The organism is Arthrobacter tumbae, assembly GCF_016907495.1.
Classification (GTDB): domain Bacteria; phylum Actinomycetota; class Actinomycetes; order Actinomycetales; family Micrococcaceae; genus Arthrobacter_D; species Arthrobacter_D tumbae.
Genome location: NZ_JAFBCC010000001.1, coordinates 1,157,766 through 1,174,368, shown reverse-complemented (window position 1 = coordinate 1,174,368; position 16,603 = coordinate 1,157,766). Strand labels below are relative to the sequence as shown.

Annotated in this window: 12 protein-coding genes; 5 read left to right on the top strand and 7 right to left on the bottom strand. The window is 65.3% G+C overall.

Annotation, left to right across the window (positions count from 1 at the left end; translation table 11 throughout):
- Nucleotides 1–47 precede the first annotated feature (47 nt).
- Nucleotides 48–2,912: an FAD-binding and (Fe-S)-binding domain-containing protein gene (locus JOD47_RS05600; RefSeq protein WP_204532737.1), complete on the top strand. Its 2,865-nt coding sequence runs from the start codon at nucleotides 48–50 to the stop codon at nucleotides 2,910–2,912.
- Between the two features lie 213 nt (nucleotides 2,913–3,125).
- Here the strand turns inward: JOD47_RS05600 and JOD47_RS05595 are convergent, their stop codons facing one another.
- The 5 genes from JOD47_RS05595 to JOD47_RS05575 all read right to left on the bottom strand — a co-directional run bounded on the left by JOD47_RS05595 (nucleotide 3,126) and on the right by JOD47_RS05575 (nucleotide 8,876).
- Nucleotides 3,126–3,662: a gluconokinase gene (locus JOD47_RS05595; protein WP_239548024.1), complete on the bottom strand. Its 537-nt coding sequence runs from the start codon at nucleotides 3,660–3,662 to the stop codon at nucleotides 3,126–3,128.
- Nucleotides 3,663–3,670: 8 nt separating this feature from the next.
- Entirely contained in the window at nucleotides 3,671–4,900 is a 1,230-nt protein-coding gene (gene manD / locus JOD47_RS05590; RefSeq protein WP_204532735.1) for a D-mannonate dehydratase ManD, read from the bottom strand.
- A 63-nt stretch (nucleotides 4,901–4,963) separates the two neighbouring features.
- Nucleotides 4,964–6,388: a mannitol dehydrogenase family protein gene (locus JOD47_RS05585; protein ID WP_204532733.1), complete on the bottom strand. Its 1,425-nt coding sequence runs from the start codon at nucleotides 6,386–6,388 to the stop codon at nucleotides 4,964–4,966.
- The gene (uxaC, locus tag JOD47_RS05580) at nucleotides 6,385–7,800 is read right to left on the bottom strand and encodes a glucuronate isomerase (protein WP_204532732.1); all 1,416 of its coding nucleotides are present in this window, start codon (nucleotides 7,798–7,800) and stop codon (nucleotides 6,385–6,387) included. The genes JOD47_RS05585 and uxaC overlap by 4 nt, the downstream gene beginning before the upstream one ends.
- 68 nt (nucleotides 7,801–7,868) lie before the next feature.
- Complete coding sequence (locus JOD47_RS05575; protein ID WP_204532729.1) at nucleotides 7,869–8,876, bottom strand: LacI family DNA-binding transcriptional regulator; 1,008 nt, start codon at nucleotides 8,874–8,876, stop codon at nucleotides 7,869–7,871.
- Between the two features lie 141 nt (nucleotides 8,877–9,017).
- Here JOD47_RS05575 and JOD47_RS05570 point away from each other — a divergent pair, with 141 nt between their 5' ends.
- From JOD47_RS05570 to JOD47_RS05555, 4 genes are all read left to right on the top strand, one after another.
- Nucleotides 9,018–10,025 carry a TRAP transporter substrate-binding protein gene (locus tag JOD47_RS05570; RefSeq protein ID WP_204532727.1) on the top strand — a complete coding sequence of 336 codons (1,008 nt, stop codon included), beginning with the start codon at nucleotides 9,018–9,020 and terminating at the stop codon, nucleotides 10,023–10,025.
- Nucleotides 10,026–10,037: 12 nt separating this feature from the next.
- Nucleotides 10,038–10,541 (top strand): TRAP transporter small permease, encoded by a 504-nt coding sequence (locus tag JOD47_RS05565; protein ID WP_204532725.1) that lies wholly within the window; start codon nucleotides 10,038–10,040, stop codon nucleotides 10,539–10,541.
- An 8-nt stretch (nucleotides 10,542–10,549) separates the two neighbouring features.
- The gene (locus JOD47_RS05560; RefSeq protein WP_204532723.1) at nucleotides 10,550–11,860 is read left to right on the top strand and encodes a TRAP transporter large permease; all 1,311 of its coding nucleotides are present in this window, start codon (nucleotides 10,550–10,552) and stop codon (nucleotides 11,858–11,860) included.
- Between the two features lie 295 nt (nucleotides 11,861–12,155).
- Nucleotides 12,156–14,528: a glycoside hydrolase family 3 protein gene (locus JOD47_RS05555; RefSeq protein ID WP_204532721.1), complete on the top strand. Its 2,373-nt coding sequence runs from the start codon at nucleotides 12,156–12,158 to the stop codon at nucleotides 14,526–14,528.
- A 58-nt stretch (nucleotides 14,529–14,586) separates the two neighbouring features.
- On the opposite strand, the gene JOD47_RS05550 is transcribed toward JOD47_RS05555, so the two are convergent.
- Both JOD47_RS05550 and JOD47_RS05545 read right to left on the bottom strand, forming a co-directional pair.
- Nucleotides 14,587–15,822 carry an ROK family protein gene (locus JOD47_RS05550; RefSeq protein ID WP_204532719.1) on the bottom strand — a complete coding sequence of 412 codons (1,236 nt, stop codon included), beginning with the start codon at nucleotides 15,820–15,822 and terminating at the stop codon, nucleotides 14,587–14,589.
- A gap of 28 nt (nucleotides 15,823–15,850) precedes the next feature.
- A complete protein-coding gene (locus tag JOD47_RS05545; protein WP_204532717.1) occupies nucleotides 15,851–16,597 on the bottom strand; it encodes a mycothiol-dependent nitroreductase Rv2466c family protein in 747 nt (248 codons plus the stop codon).
- Nucleotides 16,598–16,603: the final 6 nt, after the last annotated feature.

Below are 16,603 nucleotides of genomic sequence, written 5' to 3'. Positions count from 1 at the left end.
AAGCGTAGCCGCGGGAAGAGCCCGCATGAAGTAGTAACATGTTACCCATGGCGACGACGCTCACAGCTCCCCGGTCCCTGGTCTCCGAACTGCAGTCCCGCGGCGTTGCGGATGCGCGCGCAGACGCAACCTCGCGCGCCGTCTACTCGAGCGACGCTTCGCTCTACCGGATTCAGCCTGCCGCCGTCGTTTTTCCGCGCCACCTCGACGAGGTGCTCACTACCCTCGAGGTCTGCCGGGAGCGCGGAATACCGTTTACCTCGCGCGGTGCTGGAACTTCCCTGGCGGGGAACGCAATCGGCCGCGGCGTAGTCATCGACTTCAGCCGCCATCTGAACCGCGTCCTGGAGTTCGACGGCGAGAGCCGGACCGCCGTCGTCGAGCCCGGCGCTGTCCATGCCACGTTGCAGAAGGTGGCACTTGCCAGTGGGCTGCGGTTCGGGCCCGATCCGTCAACGCACACGCGCTGCACCGTGGGCGGGATGATCGGCAACAACGCGTGCGGATCGCGTGCCCTCGCCTACGGCCGGACGGCCGACAACGTGACGCACCTCGACGTGATGAGCGGCTCCGGAACGCGGCTGCGGCTGGGAGCGGGGGAGGCGCCGGCGTCGCCTGAAACGGACGCGCTGCGCTCGCTGGTGAGCGCCAATCTCGGGACAATCCGTACTGAGCTGGGCCGTTTCGGTCGGCAGGTGTCCGGTTATTCGCTGGAGCACCTGCTGCCGGAGCGCGGGTTCGACCTGCGGCGGATGCTGGTGGGCAGCGAGGGGACGCTCGCCGTAGTCCTCGAAGCCGGCATCCGGCTCGTCACCGACGCGCCGCACAAAACCATGGTGGTGCTCGGATTCGAGAACATCGGCGAAGCCGGTGACGCGGTGACCTCGGTGCTGCCGTTCAAACCCACAGCGTGTGAGGGGCTCGATTCACGCATCGTCGAGGTGGTGCGTACGCGGAAGGGTCCGCAGGCCGTGCCGGAACTGCCCGGCGGAGCGGCGTGGCTGTTCGTCGAGATCTCGGGCGATGACGCCGCCGAGGTTGCTGAACGTGCGGCCGCGGTGAGCCGGGTCGACGCTGCCCGGTACGCCCGGATCATCACCAGTCCTGCACAGGCCGCCGCACTGTGGCGGATCCGCGAGGACGGCGGCGGGCTGGCCGGACGCTCGCCCGCCGGAGCTCCCGCCCATGCCGGGTGGGAGGACGCAGCCGTTCCGCCCGAGCGCCTCGGCGACTACCTGCGGGAGTTCGATGAACTCCTGCTCACCCATAACCTCACCGGCTTCCCGTTCGGTCACTTCGGCGACGGCTGCGTCCACGTGCGCCTGGACTTTCCGTTCCAGCACGACGACGGCGCCGCAGTCTTCCGCGCATTTCTTACCGATGCGGCCCGCTTGGTGGCGTCCTACGGCGGGTCCCTCTCCGGCGAGCACGGCGACGGACGCGCCCGCAGCGAACTCCTTCCCTTCATGTACACGCCGGCTGCCCTGTCACTCTTCGGGAAGGTCAAGGGCATCCTCGACCCGGACAACATCCTCAACCCGGGCGTACTCGTTGATCCCGAGCCGCTCGACGCGAACGTCCGCGTCGCCGAAGCCGGTCCCCTCCGCACCGGCCTGGCCCTCGGTTACGAGCACGACGACGGCGACTTCAGCCAGGCGGTCCACCGCTGCACCGGAGTGGGACAGTGCCGCGCCGCGCACCGGGATAACCAAACGGTGATGTGCCCGTCCTACATCGCGACCCTCGAGGAGAAGGACTCCACCCGCGGCCGCGCCCGGGCGCTGCAGGAGATGATCAACGGCAGCGTTGTTGGCGGTGCCGCCGCCGGCCACCAGCACGGCAAGCCGAACTGGCGGGCGCCGGAAGTGCATGAGGCGCTCGATTTGTGCCTCTCATGCAAGGGCTGCGCCTCGGATTGTCCTACCGGCGTCGACATGGCGTCGTACAAGGCGGAAGTGCTGCACCAGAGTTACAAGGGTCGGATCCGACCGGCGTCGCACTATTCTTTGGGTTGGCTGCCGCGGTGGGCTTCGCTGGCCTCGGTTGCACCGCGCGTTGTGAATGCGCTGACAAGCCTGCCTGGCCTGGGAAAGCTGGGGCTGCGGCTTGCGGGGGTGGACCAGCGGCGGAGGATCCCTGCCTTCGCGCCGCAGACGTTCCACAAGTGGTTCGAGTCGCGGGCTGCAGCTTCATCGGGCGATCAGCCGCAGGTCCTTCTGTGGGCCGACTCCTTCACGAACAACTTTTCGCCGGAGGTCGGTGAGGCCGCAGTCCGGGTGCTCGAGGGCGCAGGGTATGAGGTGCTGATTCCCGAGAAGCCCGTGTGTTGCGGCCTGACGTGGATCTCGACCGGTCAGCTCGACAGCGCACGGAAGATCCTGCGCTCGTCGGTGGAGACGTTGAAGGAGTATGCCGAGCAGGGGATACCGATCGTGGGCCTTGAACCGTCGTGTACTGGGGTGCTGCGGTCGGACTCGATCGAGCTGCTGGGCCGCGCTGTTGCAGGACCGGTTGCGGGTGCGACGCACACACTCGCGGAACTGCTCGCCAAGACGCCGGGCTATGAAGCGCCGTCGCTCGAAGGAACAACCGTCGTTGCGCAACCGCACTGCCACCATCACGCCGTCATGGGCTGGAGTCCGGACGCGGCGCTGCTGGAAGGCGCCGGCGCCGAGCTGCAAAAACTTGGCGGCTGCTGTGGCCTTGCCGGGAACTTCGGCGTGGAACGCGGCCACTACGAGGTATCCGTTGCGGTAGCGGAGCAGCAGCTCCTCCCGGCGGTCCGCGCGGCGGCGGCCGACGCCGTCGTCCTCGCTGACGGTTACTCCTGCCGCACACAACTCGAGGACCTCAGCGAACGCAAGGGCATCCACCTGGCGCAGCTGCTGGATTCGAGGCTCCCCGCGAAGTAGCTCCCCGGGTGAGATGGTTTCCGGCAACGTAGCCCGGCGAAGTGGCTGTCCGGTGAGCAAACCGGAGTTTTCAGAGCAAGATTCTGCTCTACAGAAACCGGTTTGCTCCCGAGCCGGTCCAGTTTGCTCCCGAACCTGTCCGGTTTGCTCCCGAGCCGGTCCGGTTTGCCCGGCGACGAGGCTCGGCCGGTGCACGACGGCTGCAGAGCGGCGTCAGGACGAGCGCACCCCCACGGGATGCCCCGCCAGCCACTGCCCGGCTTGCGCCGCAAGTTCAATCGGCGTTTCGGCGATATCAAGCACGACGCCGGCCTCATCCACCTCCAGCGGCTCAAGCGTCTGCAGCTGGGAGGTCAGGAGCGACGTCGGCATGAAGTGCCCCGGCCGCGCCGCCATCCGCGCGGCGAGCAGTTCCGCGGTGCCGTGCAGGTGCACGAACCGCGCATCCGCAGCGCCGCCCCGGATCAGGTCCCGGTAGGAGCGCTTCAGCGCACTGCACGCGATGACGAGCGGCTTGTCCCCGGCTGCAGCGAATCGTCGCCCGATCTCCTCGAGCCACGGCTGGCGGTCCGCATCATCCAGCGGAATGCCCGCGGCCATCTTCTCGACGTTGGACGCCGGGTGCAGTGAGTCCCCGTCAAGGAAATCCGCGCCCAGCGAGGCCGCAAGGAGCGCTCCGACCGTGCTCTTGCCACAGCCGGACACACCCATGACGACGACGTGATGCACGTTCACCAGCGGTGTTCCCATCCCTGCGCTCACCAGTCGTGCACTGTGCCGTCGGAGAGACGGTTGTAGGGCAGGTACGCCTGCTGGTATGGGAACGACGCCGCAGCCTCCTCGTTCAGCTCGACGCCGAGACCGGGCTTGTCTCCCGGGTGCAGGAAGCCGTCGGTGAAGGTCATGGACTGCTCGAAGACAGTGTTGGTCTTCTCGCTGTGCTCCATGTACTCCTGAATACCGAAGTTGTGGATGGCCAGGCCAACGTGGGTTTGGGCGGCCAGGCCCACGGGGGAGACGTCGGTGGGCCCGTGGAAGCCCGACTTGATCTGGTACTGCGCCGCGTAATCCATGACCTTCTTCAGCGGCGAGATCCCGCCGAAGTGGGTCGATGCCGCACGCACGTAGTCGATGAGCTGCTCACGGATGAGGGTCTGGAAGTCAAAGACGGTGTTGAAGATTTCGCCGACCGCCAGGGGAGTGGTGGTGTGCTGCCGGATCAGCCGGAACGAGTCCTGGTTCTCCGCAGGAGTGACGTCCTCGAGCCAGAACAGGTCGTACGGCTCAAGCGACTTGCCGAGCTTCGCGGCCTGGATCGGCGTCATGCGGTGATGGCCGTCATGCAGCAGCGGAAGCTCCGGGCCGAACTCGTTGCGGACAGCCTCGAACACCGTGGGGATATGACGCAGGTACGCCCGGGTGTCCCAGTCCTCTTCGGTGGGCTGCGCGCCGCGGCCCGCGGGCTCGAAGTCGTAGCGCTCGCCGGTGGCCTGCGCCTGGGCCGCCACGCCGTAGAGCGATGTGATGCCGGGAACCGACGTCTGTACGCGGATGGACTTGTAACCCTCGTCGAGGTGCTTGCGGATGGAGTCGAACAATTCCGGCAGGTCGCGGCCGGATGCGTGGCCGTACGTGCGCAGTGCAGTCCGCGACGCCCCGCCGAGCAGCTGGTACACCGGCATGCCGGCTGCCTTGCCCTTGATATCCCACAAAGCCATGTCGACGGCGGCGATCGCGGCCATGGTGACCGGGCCGCGGCGCCAGTACGAGCTGCGGTAGAGGAACTGCCAGGTGTCCTCGATACGGTGCGGATCCTTGTTGATCAACAGCTGCGTGACGTGCTCTTTGAGGTAGGTGGCAACAGCCAGCTCACGGCCGTTGAGGGTGGCGTCGCCCAGCCCGGTGATCCCCTCATCCGTGGTGATCTTGAGCGTGACAAAGTTTCTGCTCGGGCTGGTGACGATGACTTCAGCGGCAACAATTTTCATGGGTGTTCCTTTCGAACGAATAGCAGGAGGAATCGCGCGCCGGAGCGCGCGCAGTGGGAGCTGTTACCAGCTGCCCCGGAGGCTATGAACCAGTCCGACGACGGCGGCATCAGCTCCGAGGTCGGCGTTCAGTACCGTGACCAGGGCTTTGGTGAGATCCATGCCCGAGAGTTGCAGAAGTCCGACGAGGCGGTCGGCCTCAGCGTCGGCCGGCCTGGCGCCGTCGTCGTGCTGGTGAGCCAGGAAATCGACCCACGCGGCGATCGCGCGAGCAGCGCCCTCACCGGTGCGGCCCGCGGCACGCTCAGCGCGCAGCACCGGAACTGCCCGCATCCGGAGCTTGGTGGAGCCGTCGGCACCGATCTGTTCGAGCAGGTGCTCGATCCGCGCGTTGCGGAAGCGGCTCAGTAGAGCTGCCCGGTAGGCGGGAATGTCGAGGCCCGGCTGGTTGAGGTGGGCCGAGGCTTCGTTCCAGAAAGCTTCGAGTTCTGCTGTGCAGGAAAAGTCACCCACAGCATCCGCCACAGTGCGCAGTCCGCGTAGCTGACCGGCGTAGGCCAGCAACGAGTGGGCGCCGTTGAGCAGCCAGAGCTTGCGCTGTTCAAAGGGAGCAATGTCCTCGACGAAGACTGCTCCGGCTTTTTCCCAGGCGGGGCGTCCCGCCGGGAAGTTCCCGCTGAGGACCCAGTTGGAGAAGGGCTCGGTGATAACCGGGGCGGCGTCGTCGAACCCGGTGGCCTTCTGGACGGCAGCGAGGTCGGCGTCGGTGGTGCGCGGGGTGATGCGGTCCACCGAGGTATCGACGAAAGAAACGTTGTCTGCAACCCACCGGGCCAGTTCGTCAGATACCAGGTCGGCGAGACCGTGGATGGCCTCGGAGGCCGCGGAACCGTTGGAGGTCAGGTTGTCGCAGGAGACCACGGCGATCGGACCGGCGTCCGCGCGGCGGCGCGCAGCGAGGCCGAGCAGGACGCGCGCGCCCATCGTAGCCAGGGTCGGGAATGAGCTGTTGACGTCGAGGCTTCCCGACTGTGCCCAGAGCTCTTTCAGGGCTGCTGCGTCCGCAGCGACGACGGGGGATGAGGCGTTCAGCCGGCCGTCAGCGCCGAGATGGTAGGCCGGTTCGGTGACGGTGACAGTCACTACCGCCGTGTCCGGCGCTGACAGGAGCGCGACGAGCTGGGCGAGATCCGCGCCGTCGTACGCTGCACTGATGCTGCCCATGATGCTGAACTCATCGCCGTCGTCACTGCGCTCCACGAGGGTGTAGAGGCCGTCCTGGGCAGCGAGTGTCGTTGCTGCCTCGGGACTGCGGCCGGTGAAGGCGGCGATGCCCCACTGGTGTTCCGGGTCAACCTGCCCGGTGTACCAGGCCTGGTGCGAGCGGTGGAACGCACCGAGGCCGATGTGCACCATCCGCACGGGAGCCGCGGGGGAAACGCCCGCGATGGTGCGGTTCAGCGTCTTGACCTCATGCTGGACGGTCATAGCTTGAAGACCCGACGCGGTGAGCCGTCCACGACGTCGACGATGAGCTCCTCGGCGCGGGCGGCCGTGATGCGGTGCTCGGCCACCATCCTCGCCAGGAAGGATGCTTCGATGCGGCGCGAGGCATCGTGGCGCGCGGGGATCGAGCAGAAAGCCCGGGTGTCGTCGATGAAGCCTGAGGACCGGGAGAACCCGGCTGTCTCAGTGATGGCTGACCGGAAGCGGAGCATGGCGTCGGGTGCGTCAAGGAACCACCACGGTGCACCGATGTAGACGGAGGGGTAGAACCCGGCCAGCGGCGCCAGCTCACGGGAGAAGACGGTCTCGTCGAGCGTGAAGAGGACCAGATGGAAGTCCGGTGCCGTGCCGAAGTCCTGCAACAGCGGGCGGATCGCCTCGGTGTAGCTGACCGGGAACGGGATGTCGTGGCCGGTATCGCCACCGAACTTCTCGAAGCTGGGCAGGTGGTGGTTGCGGTAGGACCCCGGGTGAATGGTCATGACCAGACCGTCCTGGACGGACATGCGCGCCATCTCGTACAGCATGTGCGCTTCGAAGACGTCGCGGTCCTCTGCCGTCCATTCACCGCACCGGGCACGGGTGAAGAGCTTCTCGGCGTCGGACTTATCCAGCTTGAGGGTCAGCGGTGTGCGTACGCCGTGGTCGGCGGACACTGCTCCATGGTCAACGAAGTAGCGGCGTCGGTTCTCCAGTGCGCGGATGTACCCGGCGTAGCCTGCGGCGCCGTCGCCGGCGGTTCCGATCAGGCGGTCGACGTTCTCCACCCAGCTGGGGTGTGCAATGTTGATGTAGGCGTCCGGGCGGAAGGTTGGTACGACCCTGCCCGGGAAGCTCGGATCGGCTGCGATGGCAGCGTGGTGCTGCAGATCATCCAGCGGATCATCGGTGGTGGCGAGCACCTCGATATTGAAGTCGGAGAAGAGCTGGCGCGGACGGAAGGCGGGTTCGCTCAGACGGGACTGAAGGGCATCGAACGTGCTGTCCGCCGTCGCCTCCGAAATCTCCTCGTCCAGTTTGAAGACGTGCTGGAACTCCGAGCGGAGCCAGTAGCCGGACGCGGTGCCGTCGAACAGCGGCCACGCCTTGCAGAACTCACGCCAGACGGATCGCGGATCGGCACTGGTGACCGGCCCCTGATTGAGCCGGTCAAGGGGAACTCCGCTGGCGTGAATCAGACGGACAACATAGTGGTCAGGAGTGACCAGCAGCGTTGCCGGGTCCGGAAAGGGGGTGTCCTGAGCCAACACGGCGGCGTCGACGTGGCCGTGCGGGGAAATGATGGGCAGTGACTCGACGAGGGTCAGCAGGTCCCGGGCGATCGCTCGCACTCCGGGTTCGGCCGGCAGGAGCCTGTCCGGCTCGGCTGCGAGGGAAGATAGTGAAGGAGGCATGCCGCTAATCGTTGCCAAGCCGAACGCGCGGGGTCAACGAGTTGCCATTTGTTGGCAACAAAGCGGGCTCAGCCGGCCGCCGGTGCAGTCGAGTCTCGGACGATCAACCGGGTGGGCAGAACCACCGGCTGGTTGGACCTGGACCGCGCTCCCGCCGCGAAGGCCAGCAGGTTGTTCACTGCAGTGGCCCCAAGCGAGTACAGCGGAGCCTCGATCGTGGTCAGCGCAGGCGTGACGAGCGCCGCCCCGTAGCTGTTGTCGTGGCCGACGACGCTGACGTCTCCGGGCACGCTGAGGCCCCGCTGCTGAAGGGCGCGGATGAAACCGATGGCCATCTGGTCGTTGTACGCGATGACACCGGGAGTCCGGTGGCGCAGCCACTCCGCGGCGACCTCTTCGCCTCCCCGGATGGTCGGCAGATGGGACCCGGTCCGGCGGACCGACAGCTCAAGTTCCAGGGCTGCTTCGCGCAGTGAGCGCCAGCGCATCCCGTCTGCCCAGGACGCCTCAGGCCCGGCCAGGTAGGTGATGGATCGGTGCCCCATCTCACCGAGGTGCTCGGCCGCCCGGCGGATGCCGCGGGGATTGTCGGTCACCACGCTGGCTACGTCCTTGACGGCCCGGTTCATGACGATCAGTGGCTTCTGCTTGGCCATCATGCGAATCGCGGAATCCGACATCCGTGAACTCGAGAGGACTATCCCGTCCACCGACGGCAGCGCGCGTTCAAGCGCCTGGCGTTCCTTGTGCTCGGATTCCTGAGTGTGGGCCAGCAGCATGGTGTAGCCCGCTTCCGCCGCCGCTGCTTCCGCCCCTCGCACCATCTCCGCATACACCGGGTTTCGGATGTCTGCGATGACCAGGGCGATCATCGACGTGCGTTGTCCGCCGGGGTGCTGGATTCCGGCAACGTGGGTCGACCGGTAGCCCACCTCGATCGCCGCGGCGAAGATTCTCTGCGCCGTGTGGTGGCTCACCCGACCCGGGCGGGCGAAGGCACGAGAGACGGTCGACGCCGATACCCCGGCAACGCGGGCGACATCGTAGATCGAGGGCAGACCTCGCGAATCGGGCATGATGACCTCCGCCACCACCATAGACCCGGCCAAGGCAACTATTGGCAACTGTTTGAACGTTGAAGCACTTTCTTGGCTCTATTGAAAGAGCACCAAAGCGCCACCAACGATGTTCGCGATTGCGGCAGGAAAAGGTAGACCATGAACTCCAAGAGGAATTTCGCAGTACTCGGATCAGCCGCGGCAATGATGCTTGCGCTGTCAGCCTGCGGCGGCGGCGCAGGCGCCGGCGGGGATTCGCAGACGCTGCGTCTCGCCCTGAACCAGACCGAGACCCACCCGTCCTACATCTCCCTCGACAACCTGGGGAAGAATGTCGATGAGGCCACAGAGGGTCGCGTGAGCGTCGATGTCTACGCCAACGAAACCCTCGGGGCGCAGCAGGAAGCAATCCAACTCGTGAGCGACGGCACCGTCGACATGGCAGTTGTCTCCGGAACTCAACTGGAGAACCTGAACCCTGACTTCCAGGTGTTCAACCTGCCCGGCGTCTTCGACAGTGTTGAGCACCAGATGGGTGTGATCGGCGACGACGCCATTGTCGGTGAACTCTACGCGTCCCTTGAGGACCAGAACCTCACCGTCCTCGGCGGCCTCACGCAGGGAACCCGGAGCATCTACAACAACCAGGGGCCCGTCAACACACCCGAGGATCTGGCCGGAATGAAGATCCGCGTCCAGGAATCCGACGTGCAAATGAAGATGATCGAACTCATGAGCGGTGCTCCCACCCCGATGGCCTTCGGCGAGGTCTACACCGCGCTTCAGTCCGGCGTGATCGACGGTGCTGAGAACAACGAGATCTCCTACCTCACCCAGAAGCACAATGAGGTCGCAAAGTACTTCTCCAACACCAACCACCTGGTGGGCCTTGACTACGTGGTCGTCAACACCGACGCCTACGAGGCCATGACCGAGGAAGACCGCGCAGCGTTCGAGGAGCAGTGGGCAGCAGCAGTCGAGGAGCACACCGCTCTGTGGCTCGAGGAAACCGACAAGGCACACGCTGACCTGGAAGCAAGCGGCACCGAGTTCAACGACGTCGACGCCGAGGCCTTCAACTCCGCACTTGAACCGCTGATCGAGGAGTACGTGGACACCGAGGTCGAGCAGACCATCTACGACGCCGCGCGCGCAGCCGCAGAGTAGTCAGCGCCAATCATGCAATCGATCAAGAAAGCATCCGACAAGTTCCTTGCGGCTGCCTGTGTGATCCTGTTCGCGGTGCTGGTGGTGACCGTGGTCTGGCAGGTGTTCTCCCGCCAGATCCTCAACAGCCCCAGCGCGTGGACCTCCGAACTGGCCCAGTACCTCTTTGTGTGGCTGGGCCTGTTCGGGGCCGCCCTGGTCTTCGCGGAGCGTGGCCACATCGCGGTCGATTTCCTGGTTCGCAAGTTTCCCGCCCGGATCGAGAAGATCACAGCAGTCTTTGTACAGGTGGCCATCATCGCCTTCGCTGGACTGATTCTCGTTTGGGGCGGGTACCGGGTTTCCGAGCAGTCCTGGAGCCAGGCGCTCTCCGGCCTGCCGGTGACAATAGGGCCGCTCTACCTGGTCATGCCCGTCACGGGTGTCCTCATCATCTTCTACGCGGTGTACCACATGGTGGCAATCATCCGCGGTGACGAAGAGGCCATCGAAGACACCGAACCCGACGTCATCTAGGAGCAACCGTGGAAACAGCTTTACTCGCGGGGCTCATTCTCCTCGTCGGAATCGTGGTGCTGATCGCGCTGGCGGTTCCCATCGCCGTCGCCATCGGTTTGTCGGCAGTGACTGCCATCATCGCTGTACTCGGCGTGGACCGCGCGGTGCTGACAACGTCCCAGCAGATATTCGCCGGGATCAACTCGTTCACCCTGCTGGCCATCCCGTTCTTCATTCTGGCCGGCGTGTTGATGAACAACGGCGGCATAGCGGCCCGGCTGATCGATGCTGCGAAGGTTCTGGTGGGACGTGCCCCAGGTTCACTTGCCCAGACCAACGTCGTGGCCAACGCGCTCTTCGGCTCGGTGAGTGGCGCAGCGGTTGCCGCTGCTGCCGCCGTCGGAACCGTCATGGGGCCGCGGCAGCGGGAAGAAGGGTACGACCGCAGCTTCTCCGCCGCAGTCAACGTGGCGTCGGCGCCGTCCGGCATGCTGATTCCGCCGAGCAACACCTTCATTGTGTACTCGCTGGTCAGCAGCACGTCCATTGCTGCCCTGTTCGTAGCCGGGTACGGCCCCGGTCTCATCTGGATCATCGCCTGCATGCTTGTGGTGTATGTGTACTCCAAGCGGCACAAGGGCATGAAGACCAGCGATCGGGTCACCCTTTCCGTGGCAGTGCAGACGCTCATCAAGGCGCTTCCGGCCATGCTGATGATCGTCATCGTGATCGGCGGCATCCTGGCGGGAATCTTCACGCCGACGGAGTCCGCGGCCATCGCTGTGGTCTACTCGCTGGTGCTTGGATTCATCTACCGGGCCATCAAGGTCAGAGACCTGCCGGGTATCCTGCTGAATGCAACCAAGACCACCGCGATTGTGATGCTGCTGGTCGGCGTCTCGACGGCGATGTCCTGGCTCATGTCCTTCGCCCGCATCCCGGACCTCATCTCCGACAGCCTGCTGGGACTGACGGATAGCCCCACGGTGATCCTGATCCTGATGATGATCATCCTGCTCATCGTCGGAACATTCATGGACCCGACACCGGCCATCCTGATCTTCACGCCGATCTTCCTGCCCATCGTCATGGAATTCGGAATCCACCCCGTGCACTTCGGCACCATGATCGTCTACAACCTGTGTGTCGGCACGATCACCCCGCCGGTCGGCAACGTTCTGTTCGTTGGCGCACGGGTGGCAGGGCTCCGGATCGAACCGGTGATCTCGAAGCTCATGCCGTTCCTGCTTGCGCTCATCGTCGGCCTGTTCCTCGTGGTCTTCGTTCCCGAGCTGAGCCTGTGGCTGCCAACCCAGCTGGATCTGATCGCACCCTGACGGTCAGGTAGGTCAGCACGGCGTAAAAGCGCCGGAGACTTGCACGATCGTGGGGACATCCCCACGAACGTGCAGCTCTCCGGCGCTTTTGCGTGCCCGGGCCGTTTCCGCCGGACCGATGTCGCCACACCCGGACAACCTCCGCTTCCTGCAACTTCCGGCAACAGGAGCAACTTGTGGCAACTCCTGCCGCATCCGGGAGGCAACCGGTGAGAGTTGAAGCGGCGCCCCGCTCCTGTCCCTGTCTGTGTCCGGGGCGCCGATCATCATTCCCACACTCGATGGAGAGCACGAGATGACCCGTTTGTACAAACGACTATCCGCACGCCAGCGCCTTGCCGCGGCGGTTGCCTTACCACTGGCGCTTACGCTGGGGGTGACCGCCGGAGCCCTGCCGCTTCAGGCGAAGTCCCCGGAAAGGACCCCAGCAGCTGTGAACAAGAACGAAGGCAACCACGGCAAGCCTCCGGTGCTCGATGCGCGCGTCAAGGACACCATCAAGGTCAAGGGCCGCACCTTCAAGGACCTCAACGCCAACGGCACCCTTGACCCGTATGAGGACTGGCGCCTGTCCGCCGGGGAGCGCACAGCCAACCTCGTCTCGCTGATGACGCTTGAGGAGAAGGCCGGCCTCATGCTGATCGACACCCTCAATGCAGCGTGCGACGTCGACACCCAGACCCGCGGCACGCTGGACCCGGCGGCAACCGACTACATCAACAACCAGCAGATGCACCGGTTCATCTTCCGCAACACCGTGACCAGTGAGGACAAGGCTGTTTGCGGCGGTCCCGGCGGTGGCTTCGCGGCGAGCACGTCGCTGACGCCGCAGGAAGCCGCGACCTACATGAACACCATCCAGGAGCTGGGCGAGGCAACCCGCCTGGGCATCCCGATGCTGTACAAGTCCAACGCCCGCAACCACATCGACCCGAATGCGCGTGCAGGTATCAACGAGTCCGCCGGCGCGTTCACCTCGTTCCCGAAGGAAGCGGGCATTGCTGCGGCAGCCCTCGGCGAGGAAGCGAAGCGCACCGGCCAGGATCCCACCACCGGTGACATGTCCGTCGTCGACGATTTCGCCACCGTCATGGGTGAGGAATGGAAGTCCATCGGGCTGCGCGGCATGTACGGCTACATGGCGGACCTCTCCACGGAGCCCCGCTGGTACCGCGCACATGAAACCTTCACCGAGGACGCTGACCTCAACTCGAACATCATGACCCAGCTGGTGCAGACCCTGCAGGGACCGGTCGACGACGACGGCAACTCCCTCAGCCCCGACACTTCCGTGGCGCTGACGATGAAGCACTTCCCGGGCGGCGGTCCGCAGGAGCTTGGCCTCGACGCGCACTACTCGTTCGGCAAGACCCAGGTGTATCCGGGCGGCGGCTTCGGCTACCACCTGCAGCCGTTCGAGGCCGCTATCAACGCGGGCGTCTCGTCGATCATGCCGTACTACGGTGCACCGGTGAACGTCACCCATGACGGCGTCACCTACGACCAGACGGGTATGGCGTTCTCCAACCAGATCGTCAATGACCTGCTGCGCGGCAAGCTGGGCTTCAAGGGTTACGTCAACTCCGACACCGGGATCATCAATGACCGCGCGTGGGGCCTCGAGGACAAGTCAGTCCCCGAGCGCGTTGCCGCGGCAATCAACGGCGGTACCGACACGCTCTCGGGCTTCCACGACGTCAAGACCATCACGGACCTCGTTGACAGCGGACTTGTCTCCGAGGAGCGCGTCACCCTGGCCGCCACCCGGCTGCTTGAGCCGATGTTCAGTATGGGCCTGTTCGAGAATCCGTACGTCGACGCGGAGGCGGCGGGCGCCGTCGTCGGCAATGCTGCAAATCGCGAAGTGGGGCTGGATCTTCAGCGTAAGTCGGCGGTACTGCTTCAGAACAAGGAAACTGAAGATGGCAAGACGCTTCCGCTGAAGGACGGCTCCGACGTCTACATCCTGGGCGACTTCACGCAGGAGACGGTCGAGAGCTATGGCTACAACGTCACCAACGGCAATGTTGCCGACCCGGCTGATCGTCCCAGTGCCGCGGATAGCGATTACGCGCTGATCTCCGTGACGGTGAACAATGCGAACACGTCCTCGTACGTCAGCAACAGCCCGACGTCGGGACTTAACCCCGAGCACATCAACCCGGTGACGCTTGAAGGCGTCGAGGGCCTTGACGGGGAGAGCCCCTACGGTGCTGCGGATGCCTGCGTCACCCAGGGCGCTGCGCAATGCACCGACAACGGTCTGCGCTTCGGCGGGTCACTGCCCTGGGAGTCGAGCATTCTGGACTTCACCTCCATGGCCGAGTCCGAGTCCTGGAAGATCACCCCTTCCCTGGACACGATCAAGCAGGTCATGAGCGAGGTCGAGGACCCTTCGAAGGTCGTGCTGCACGTGTACTTCCGCCAGCCCTTCGTTCTGGATGAGGCCAGCGGGCTTCGCGATGCCGGTGCGATCGTTGCCGGCTTCGGCATGAGCGACACCGCGCTTCTCGACGTGCTCTCGGGCAAGGTAGCGCCGCAGGGCCGCATGCCGTTTGCGCTCGCCGGAACCGCTGAAGCGATTCGCGAGCAGTACAGCGACCTGCCCGGCTACAAGGAGACCACGGACGGCGAGTTGTTCCCGTTTGGGTTCGGCCTGACGTACTAGCAGTTCCTTCAGAGCGCGGAAGCACTGGGGCCTTTGCCGGCCCCGGTGCTTCCGCCGTTTAAGGTCGGCGCAGTTCGATATCCAATGCGTGCCGGCCGACCCTGGCCAGCGCGGCGTTCACGGCACCGGTCAGCACAATGTCGCCAGCGAGCGACGACGCCACCACCCGCGGAGGAAAGTGAGCTGTCGCTGCTACCTTCGTCTCGATCTGCTCCGCCAGGCGGGCGAGAGACGGCGCCACCGCACCGCCGATGACCACAGTGTCCGGGTTGAGTAGTGACGCGAGGGTTGAGATGACGCGGGACAGCCGCTCAGCCAGGCGCTCCACGATTTCGATTGCGACGGCGTCACCGTCCTCCGCCGCTGTAAATACAGCCTCCGCGGAGGGTCTGTTCTTCTTCGAGCGGCCCTTCGACAGGACCGTGGTCCGACCTGCGGCCAGAGCCTCGGCAGCCCAGGCGCGCGCCAGGGGAGCGATGGCCGCTGGGCTGCCTACTCCCTCTACGAGGTCGAGGTAGTGCATTTCTCCGCCGCCCCCGAGCGCCCCGTGTAGAAGATGTCCGTCCTCGATGATGCCGGCACCGAATCGTTCACCGGCAAGGAGTACGAGGAAGCTGCCATTCGGGTCCACAGTGCCGTTGTGCCGCTCGGCCAGCGCCGCGAGGTTGGCGTCATTCTCAATGAAGGACATCCACTGCGGGCGTCCGGCGAGCACGGCAGCCTGGTCCACCGCCATCCGCTCCCAGAACGGGTTGCCGGTAGGGATGGCGCCGATGCGGCTGACCGGGGCCGGAATGCCGAAACACACGGTCAGAACGCGGGAAGGATCGATACCGCCGTCGTCGAGCGCTGAACTGATGGCGAGCTGTAGCGCTGAGGTGCGGGGCGCGGGATCTGGGTCGTCGATGTCCGCGGTGAAGGCCGCTCCGCCGCGGCCAAGTACCTCGCCCCGGAGATTGGCGATGACGCTGCGGATGTGGCTGTAGCCGGCGTCGACGCCGAGGACATAGCCCGCGTTGTCGTCGAGGGCGAAATGCCGGGCGGGCCTTCCCTTGCCGATAGCGGCGCGCGCAGGTTCCTCGACAATCCATCCGTTTCGGAGCAGGTCATCGCAGACGCCGAGGACGGTGGCGCGGGTGAGCGACGTGGCGCTGATGAGCTCGTTCGCGGTAATGGTGCTGCCGGAGGGTACTCGCCAGATCGCGTCGAGGATCAGCCGCGCATTGGAGCGGCGAAGCATGGTGGTCGAGGACGCGCCGGCGGCTACCGACCCTCCCCTGGGGTTCACGTTCACTCATCCAGTAAACACTCTTGCCGGGGCGCTACTTCTTTTGGCGTCGGCTCCCGCCATGCCAGTCCTCCTCGACGCCGGCATCCGCGTCGGTGATTCCGAAACTGCGCAGTTGCGGGCGCTCGCGGAGGCTACGCTTCAACTCGGCAAATCCGGGGAAGCCGGCCAGGGCCACCACGTGGTCCCACAGATCAGCGGCTTCATCGCGAGAAGGCAGCCTGCTGATGACCGGCCCGAAGAAGGCCACGCCCTCCGGCGGCTCGAAGTGGATGATCGGAGTGCCGACGTCCTTGCCCGTATGGGAAAGCGCCTCGTCCGTCTCGGCCTGGATTATCGAGTCGAGTGAGGCGTTATCGAGAGCGTCCGCCAGCGGCGCCGGAAGCCCGGCCTCCGCAAGGATCGGCTCAAGGAATTCACGGGTCCCGTGGTGCCCGGTGGCGCCGGACTGCGACGGGTCGTCCCGTGCTGTATCGAAGATGTGGGCGCCGAGGCGGGCATAAAGGGTAGCGACGGCGTCGGGCCCGTGATCCTTCCGGACCTGCGCGGCCACGCGGAGCAGGCGCAGGCCTGCGGTGTGCCCTGCCTCGTAGCCCTCGGGGAAGTGTGAGTCGTAATCGACCGACGCGTTGAGCAGGCGCAGGGAAATGAAGCGCCACTCGACGGAGTAATCCCGTTCCTCCATGACGAGACGAACCCACTTGCTGGTCATCCAGGCGAAGGGGCAGACGGGGTCGAAGTAGAAGTGGATATCGGCGTTGCTCTTGGTCTCGTCGCTCATTGCGCC

Coding starts and splice junctions, on each gene's coding strand:
- uxaC (WP_204532732.1), bottom strand. CDS start 7,800: ATGCCTCCTTCACTATCTTCCCTCGCAGCCGAGCCGGACAGGCTCCTG.
- JOD47_RS05595 (WP_239548024.1), bottom strand. CDS start 3,662: ATGGGAACACCGCTGGTGAACGTGCATCACGTCGTCGTCATGGGTGTG.
- JOD47_RS05600 (WP_204532737.1), top strand. CDS start 48: ATGGCGACGACGCTCACAGCTCCCCGGTCCCTGGTCTCCGAACTGCAG.
- JOD47_RS05570 (WP_204532727.1), top strand. CDS start 9,018: ATGAACTCCAAGAGGAATTTCGCAGTACTCGGATCAGCCGCGGCAATG.
- JOD47_RS05545 (WP_204532717.1), bottom strand. CDS start 16,597: ATGAGCGACGAGACCAAGAGCAACGCCGATATCCACTTCTACTTCGAC.
- JOD47_RS05555 (WP_204532721.1), top strand. CDS start 12,156: ATGACCCGTTTGTACAAACGACTATCCGCACGCCAGCGCCTTGCCGCG.
- JOD47_RS05575 (WP_204532729.1), bottom strand. CDS start 8,876: ATGCCCGATTCGCGAGGTCTGCCCTCGATCTACGATGTCGCCCGCGTT.
- JOD47_RS05565 (WP_204532725.1), top strand. CDS start 10,038: ATGCAATCGATCAAGAAAGCATCCGACAAGTTCCTTGCGGCTGCCTGT.
- JOD47_RS05585 (WP_204532733.1), bottom strand. CDS start 6,388: ATGACCGTCCAGCATGAGGTCAAGACGCTGAACCGCACCATCGCGGGC.
- manD (WP_204532735.1), bottom strand. CDS start 4,900: ATGAAAATTGTTGCCGCTGAAGTCATCGTCACCAGCCCGAGCAGAAAC.